The sequence below is a fragment of the Daejeonella sp. genome, from assembly GCF_049655485.1.
Classification (GTDB): Bacteria; Bacteroidota; Bacteroidia; order Sphingobacteriales; family Sphingobacteriaceae; genus Daejeonella.
This window is the reverse complement of record NZ_JBASJU010000082.1, coordinates 1-5,690: the sequence shown is the minus strand read 5'-3', so window position 1 is coordinate 5,690 and position 5,690 is coordinate 1. Positions and strand designations below refer to the sequence as shown.

Below are 5,690 nucleotides of genomic sequence, written 5' to 3'. Positions count from 1 at the left end.
TGCTTATGCTGCCTTATTTCTCCCTTGTTTTTGTTTTCCCATTCATATATTCAATTCATTGCCTTTCTCTTCATTTGGGGTCTTGTAGTTATAGCCGACTCTCCTTTATTTTCGACACTAGTTGCCCAAAACGCACCAGATGAATCAAGGGGAACTTCCCTAACAATAGTAAATGGCATTGGGTTTTCTGTCACAATTATTAGTATTCAATTTATTAATTTGCTTTCAGATAAAATAAATGCCCGATATATTTACATGTTACTTGCAATCGGACCAATACTTGGACTCATTGCGATACTAAGAGATAAAAAAAAACCGCTGACAGAAGCTGCGAGTAATTGATCGGTAAAGAGAAAAAGCCACAATTAAACTCGACCCAATCACTCTGGGCAAGGGTGTGACTATAGGCATTAATTAAAATACTGTGTTTTACAAGTCTCTTTTCGCCTTTCCGAATTCCGGTTTATCAAAACCATAATAACCAATAATCACTTTTCTTAAACTGCTCCCCTTATACCCTAGTTTTGGATATCGATCAGCCAACCTTTCTATCAGGTTTTCAACTGGTATCCCTAATGTTCCCGGTGGACTAGCAGATTCGCGTTCATTATCGAGCAGTTCAATAGCCTCATCCCATTCTTCATCGGGGACTTCACAGTCATCGAATAAATCGAATATAGCATCTGAAAATCCTTCGAGATCTAGAGGTTTGTATTTAACTGGCAGATCCAGGTGACTGGCATTGCCCGTGCGGAGCATAACTTCGAGAAATAAATTGTATAGGTCATCTGGAAACAATCTTATGACTTCGACTCGAGGGTCATGTCCGAATCGTGTTTCTAAGCCCAATAAAAAATTAAGCATGATCTCTTCTGACGCAAGAATTATTCTCCTGAACAGTTTGGCACTCACTTGTTCACACACCCCGACAATTTTGATGTCGGGCCCATAGAGGTCGTTCAGAAAGGCACGCATTTTCGGCTTTAATTTGTTTGCGGGAAGGAAAAGGCCACCGTCTTCCAGAAGAAACTCTTGGTTTATCCCGGTTGCCGACCCGTTGAAAAATGTCCTGCCAGCCTTCTTTTTGTTTGGATGTATAGCCTCGTAAGGCACAGGAAAGTCGCGGAATTTTTCTCTTCCATTTTTAAAGTTAACGTTATAAACTTTTTGATAAAACCGGTAATCCGGTAATGAACTCCCTGGTAAATATTCTACAAGTTCCATTAAAGCCCAGGCGGTTACAAAAGGACAATCGATTGCCTTTCCAAGTTCTTTAAACCTCTCAAGTGATTCTTTTAATTCCAGATTCCCGTAGAGCAGACCTTTTTTTAGATAGGTAAGTGTTTCCATAAATTCCGTTAACTAAATACGTACTGCCGATTACTAATTAGATTCGCTAAGGATATTATTTCCGTATTAGATTCGCCATCAGTAATTTCTTTAGAAAAAATACCCGGGGATTGAATTTCAATCATGCTGCGTTTTGGGGAATGCAGCTAAACCCGGGTGTTTCCCGCAAGAATTAGTTTCAGGCGGTCAACCACCTTTTGAATGCTGTTAATAAACCAGGTTTCTTCAATTTCCTGTAATCTATAATTGCAGCATCAATCCTCCATGCCTCTCCCTGAGTCATTTTACGTTTACCACTCTCGATTAAGAGAAAGTCGCTTAAAGACATTTTCGCCATTTCGCACAGTAATTCCCGTTCCATCCCTGCCTTTTCCCGCCACTGCAGCAGGATTTGCACACGTTCTTTATCACATTTTTCCAACCAATACCCTTTGTCGGAGGCTGGATCGTCTCCACAGTCTCGTTCGTAGTATAATGCGTCATTTTCTATTTCCTTGCTTTTCATCTTTGGTTTTTTGGTATGATATGAAATTGAATTTTGATAATCAAGGTGTTAACGGCATTTTTGATTCTCTTCGATAGCGGCAACTTGCTGTTCCAGAAATGCAATAGAAGAATTAAGGGAGCTAGTGCAACCATAATCCAAAACCAAACTGGTATGCTCGTTAAGTAAGGATCCTTCAGTGCTTTATAAAGGGCGATGACCTGGGCGTTCAATATTAATAACAAGAAACCACTAATGGCGGCCAAACCGCAGCCAATTTCTTTAAGAGTGGGTTTTCTCATTTCTGGCGGCTTGATGTACCAATAGATCCCGCAGAAAATTAGCCCAAAAACAAAAAAAATGAAAATCGGCAAATCGTCCTGAATAATCTGTTTTCCGTTTTCATAAGTCGCGAATTCCACAGTTATTGCTAAATCCACTATCAAGTATGCAAACATCCCGGGCGTTAGCCAGCGCCACATTTTTGATTGGTGCCATTTAAGAGCAGGCATCGGCAGAGGTTCCGCTTTTGCGATTGGCCCCGGGAGATTAAGTAAATTGAACGTGTACTCAACCTCCTTTAAGGTCGGAGATCGGGTGCCGTTTTCAAGCCGCTCATACGAGGAGCGTGAAATATTTAATTTTATACTCATGTCTTTCTGAGTAAGATCGTGGGCCGTGCGGTACTCCCGCAAGGTTGCACAAACGTCAAAGTTTTCCATATGGGGGATGGTTTAATTAATAATTCAAATAATCGTTGATTAAAATTAAATAGTTGATCCGAGAAAAAAAATAGCTAACACACTCAAAATGAACGCCTTCCTAATGCTCATGCGTTTCTGAGCTTTAAACGCGGTTTTGCCCGATATTAGGGCACGCTAATTCCAGGTCAAGCATAGTAATACCGAAAAAGTGGGTGTCGCGAGCTATTAATGTCCTGCTTTGAGAGAGAAAAGTTCAACATTCGGATCCCGATGTCCGTATGTCGGGCGCATTTTCTTCGTGTTTTCTGACATGACGCTGCAATTTTGTTCCAGCGAGTCCGCCAGTGGAAAAGCAGAATTCTATACATGAAGCCAAAGAGGCAATCCAGTTCCTCCAGCAGTTCATAGCGACAGCTGAAGGCGTTCCTGCGTCTGGCCGGAAAAAAGCTCCATCGCTCGGTGATTACGATTTTGAGATTTGGAATGACCAGGTCATCATGGCGACATTTAAGATCTGTTCCAAGACTGTTGCCCGCCGCCGCAAAGATGGGACCTTCAAAAGTTTTCCCGTCGGGCGGATTCATTATTATTGGCGGAAGGATATCTTGCCGTTGAGGAATGAGTTTTTGAAGTAGAATTCCGTTTCATTCTCAACAATTCTTGCTTTAACCTGCGGTGAAACCGCAAAATTTCACACATTTTCCTGGAAGCATATTAAGCACTGTTTAAGTACTATCTAAGCACTATGTCAATACATGGATAAAGGTGTTCAAATACTTGCAGTATTATGCGGTTTTAATGTCATCACACTAATTTCTGCGGGATTATGCTACGCAGGCGGACTTTCGCGGACTTTCGGGGACAGTTAGGGACAAATTTTGGCAGCCTTCACCAAGCTCTCTAAGTTTGAATCAAGCACCACATACCGGTATAAAAAGGGCGCTGATTTTTTAACCTTTTAAATTTTAAAACAATGGCAAGATCAAAATTCAATGTATTAACACATGGCCTGAGCGGGCTGGTGGGCGACATGATTGTTTTCCGTCAACGGGCAAACAAAACAATTGTGTGCGGAAAGCCGAGGCCTTCTTCAAAAGCGCCAACAACAAGTGCGTTGGCGATCAGGGCGAAGTTCAAACGTGCATCGCAGTATGCGAGTGCAGTAATGGATAATCCGACCCTTAAGGAGGAGTATCAGCTTACTGCAAAGCTGGGGCAGTCGGCTTATAACATGGCCTTCTCTGACTATCAAAAGGCACCGGAGATTTATCAGGATATCGACCTGGAATCTTACACCGGCGCAATCGGAGAGAGTATCGAGATCAGTGCGATCGATGATTTCCGTGTAGAAAGCGTTCAAGTGAAAGTAGCTTCTGCTGACGGCACGACCATCGAGCAAGGCCTGGCGGTACAAACCCCTAACGGTTTGGACTGGCTTTACACCTTCACGGCGGAGAACACCGAGGTGACTGGCAGTAAGTTGATTATTACCGCAACCGACCTTCCAGGCAACAAAACCGTGCTGGAAAAAGTGCTGGTTTAATCGAAAAGCGGCGGTGTAATGCCGCCGCTTTCTAACAAAAACCTGCGTGACGGTAGGCAGGCAACTAACAAAAATTTCTTACAAAAACAAAAGTAAACATGGAACTCATTCAATCATTATCTCAATTCAGGCACACTCCAGTCAGACTGGAAATCAAAGGCCTGCTCATCAGTGCGCTTTCATTCCTCGTCTTTCCTTACCTCATCCGGCTGCTCGACAGCTCCGCTGCGGCAATTGATCCGGGCGTGCTAAGTGGAATCATTTTATCTATTGCTGCCGTGCTTTTCTTCCAGGCAACTACCTGGTGGGTGATCCGGGCTATCTGGCCGGCCTTCGCGATTTACTCGAAGGCGCACTTTGTACGGAATTTCAATTCCCTCGAGGCGATGCAAAAGGTAGCGGTGTATCTAGGATTTTATCTGGCCTTGCTGTATGCATTTATAATGGTACTGGCTCAGTTGATCTGAACGGAGAATTGAGAATTAAAAATTAAGAATTAAGAATTGGCGAACGTACCATTTGTCCCCCAGCTCTCCGTCCAGCTTGGTAACCTGCCTACCGGAAAAGCAGGCTGGCAAAGGTAAAGGCAACAAATGCCTAGCAAATTTAAAAAACAAAATTATTATCATGAAAACATCAAATCAAAAGAGTCAAGCACTCTTAACAAAAAGGGACATCGGGTTTCTGAAGTTCCTGGATCAGGGGACGTACACAAGTGCATCCACCTTGCAATTGCCTCAGCGGGAGAAGTTGAGGAAGATTATCGATTTCTTCGATATCCTATTTTATCTGATCGACACCGTTTACAGGCTTCTTAAAAAGAGAAGGGCTAATGCTGGCAGGGCGGCGATTGAGAATCTGGCTAATGCGCTGACGGGTAAATTCCCGGATGTTAGCATCGACTTTTCTAAAGTCAATATCCTGGCCGGAAATTTAGCCGCACCCTGTGGCGCCATGTATCAAAATTATGGGTCGTCCAAACTAAGCTTCAGCTGGTCGGCCTGCACGCAGCGCAACAGCAACCAAAGCGACGAACTGATGGCGATGATCTATTGCCCGGACCGTCATGAGTTCTGGTCCGAGCAGAATCTCGGCATTACACGTGCGGATGGGTTCTGTACAGTCGATGCCCCCCAGGAATTCGAGGGCCACGAAGTGCACGTCTGGCTGGCTTACCGCTCCGCCGATCTGCGGAGCAATTCCAATAGTTCTTACATGGGCAATGTACTTGTCCCCAAAATCGACGACTATGAAAGAGAATAGAAATCTTTACCCTCCAACGATCATGAGGATCCTCTACATCGGTATTCTCCAGATCCACTTCCTGATGCTGGTGCTGGGTGTGAATGCGCAAACAGCCAGGCAAAAGGCAGTCAGGGAAATCTATACCAGCCAGATTGGTGTTCGGGAGAAGCATGCTAACTCAGGGGCGGAAGTAGAGAAATACCTGAGGTATGTAAATCTCCCGAAAGGAAATCCCTGGTGTGCGGCGTTTGTGTGCTGGGTGTACGGTCGTGCCGGGGTGGTCAATCCTCGTAGTGGGTGGACACCGGATTTGTTTGGGCCCGGTAGGGTGATATGGACTCAAGGTGAAAAAGGAAAGGTGAAA

General features: G+C 44.1%; 8 protein-coding genes and 1 pseudogene. 6 read left to right on the top strand and 3 right to left on the bottom strand.

Annotation, left to right across the window (positions count from 1 at the left end; all coding sequences use genetic code 11):
• The coding region (locus WBJ10_RS03470) for an MFS transporter (RefSeq protein ID WP_424288162.1) at window positions 1-342 on the top strand (342 nt) is incomplete at its 5' end.
• Between the two features lie 87 nt (window positions 343-429).
• On the opposite strand, the gene WBJ10_RS03465 is transcribed toward WBJ10_RS03470, so the two are convergent.
• From WBJ10_RS03465 to WBJ10_RS03455, 3 genes are all read right to left on the bottom strand, one after another.
• On the bottom strand, window positions 430-1,350 hold the full coding sequence (locus tag WBJ10_RS03465; protein ID WP_424288161.1) for a hypothetical protein: 921 nt from the start codon (window positions 1,348-1,350) through the stop codon (window positions 430-432).
• Window positions 1,351-1,528: 178 nt separating this feature from the next.
• On the bottom strand, window positions 1,529-1,855 hold the full coding sequence (locus WBJ10_RS03460) for a hypothetical protein (RefSeq protein WP_424288160.1): 327 nt from the start codon (window positions 1,853-1,855) through the stop codon (window positions 1,529-1,531).
• A complete protein-coding gene (locus WBJ10_RS03455; protein WP_424288159.1) occupies window positions 1,852-2,556 on the bottom strand; it encodes a helix-turn-helix transcriptional regulator in 705 nt (234 codons plus the stop codon). The genes WBJ10_RS03460 and WBJ10_RS03455 overlap by 4 nt, the downstream gene beginning before the upstream one ends.
• Window positions 2,557-2,882: 326 nt before the next feature.
• Here WBJ10_RS03455 and WBJ10_RS03450 point away from each other — a divergent pair, with 326 nt between their 5' ends.
• The 5 genes and pseudogenes from WBJ10_RS03450 to WBJ10_RS03430 all read left to right on the top strand — a co-directional run.
• Window positions 2,883-3,173 (top strand): hypothetical protein, encoded by a 291-nt coding sequence (locus WBJ10_RS03450; RefSeq protein ID WP_424288158.1) that lies wholly within the window; start codon window positions 2,883-2,885, stop codon window positions 3,171-3,173.
• A 338-nt stretch (window positions 3,174-3,511) separates the two neighbouring features.
• Window positions 3,512-4,081, top strand: coding sequence for a hypothetical protein (locus tag WBJ10_RS03445; RefSeq protein ID WP_424288157.1), 570 nt, complete (start codon window positions 3,512-3,514; stop codon window positions 4,079-4,081).
• A gap of 98 nt (window positions 4,082-4,179) precedes the next feature.
• Window positions 4,180-4,548 carry a hypothetical protein gene (locus WBJ10_RS03440; RefSeq protein ID WP_424288156.1) on the top strand — a complete coding sequence of 123 codons (369 nt, stop codon included), beginning with the start codon at window positions 4,180-4,182 and terminating at the stop codon, window positions 4,546-4,548.
• A 76-nt stretch (window positions 4,549-4,624) separates the two neighbouring features.
• Entirely contained in the window at window positions 4,625-5,344 is a 720-nt protein-coding gene (locus WBJ10_RS03435) for a DUF6266 family protein (protein WP_424288155.1), read from the top strand.
• Window positions 5,331-5,690 (top strand): annotated as a pseudogene (locus tag WBJ10_RS03430) (hypothetical protein); the annotation flags it as partial. The gene WBJ10_RS03435 and the pseudogene WBJ10_RS03430, both read left to right, overlap by 14 nt.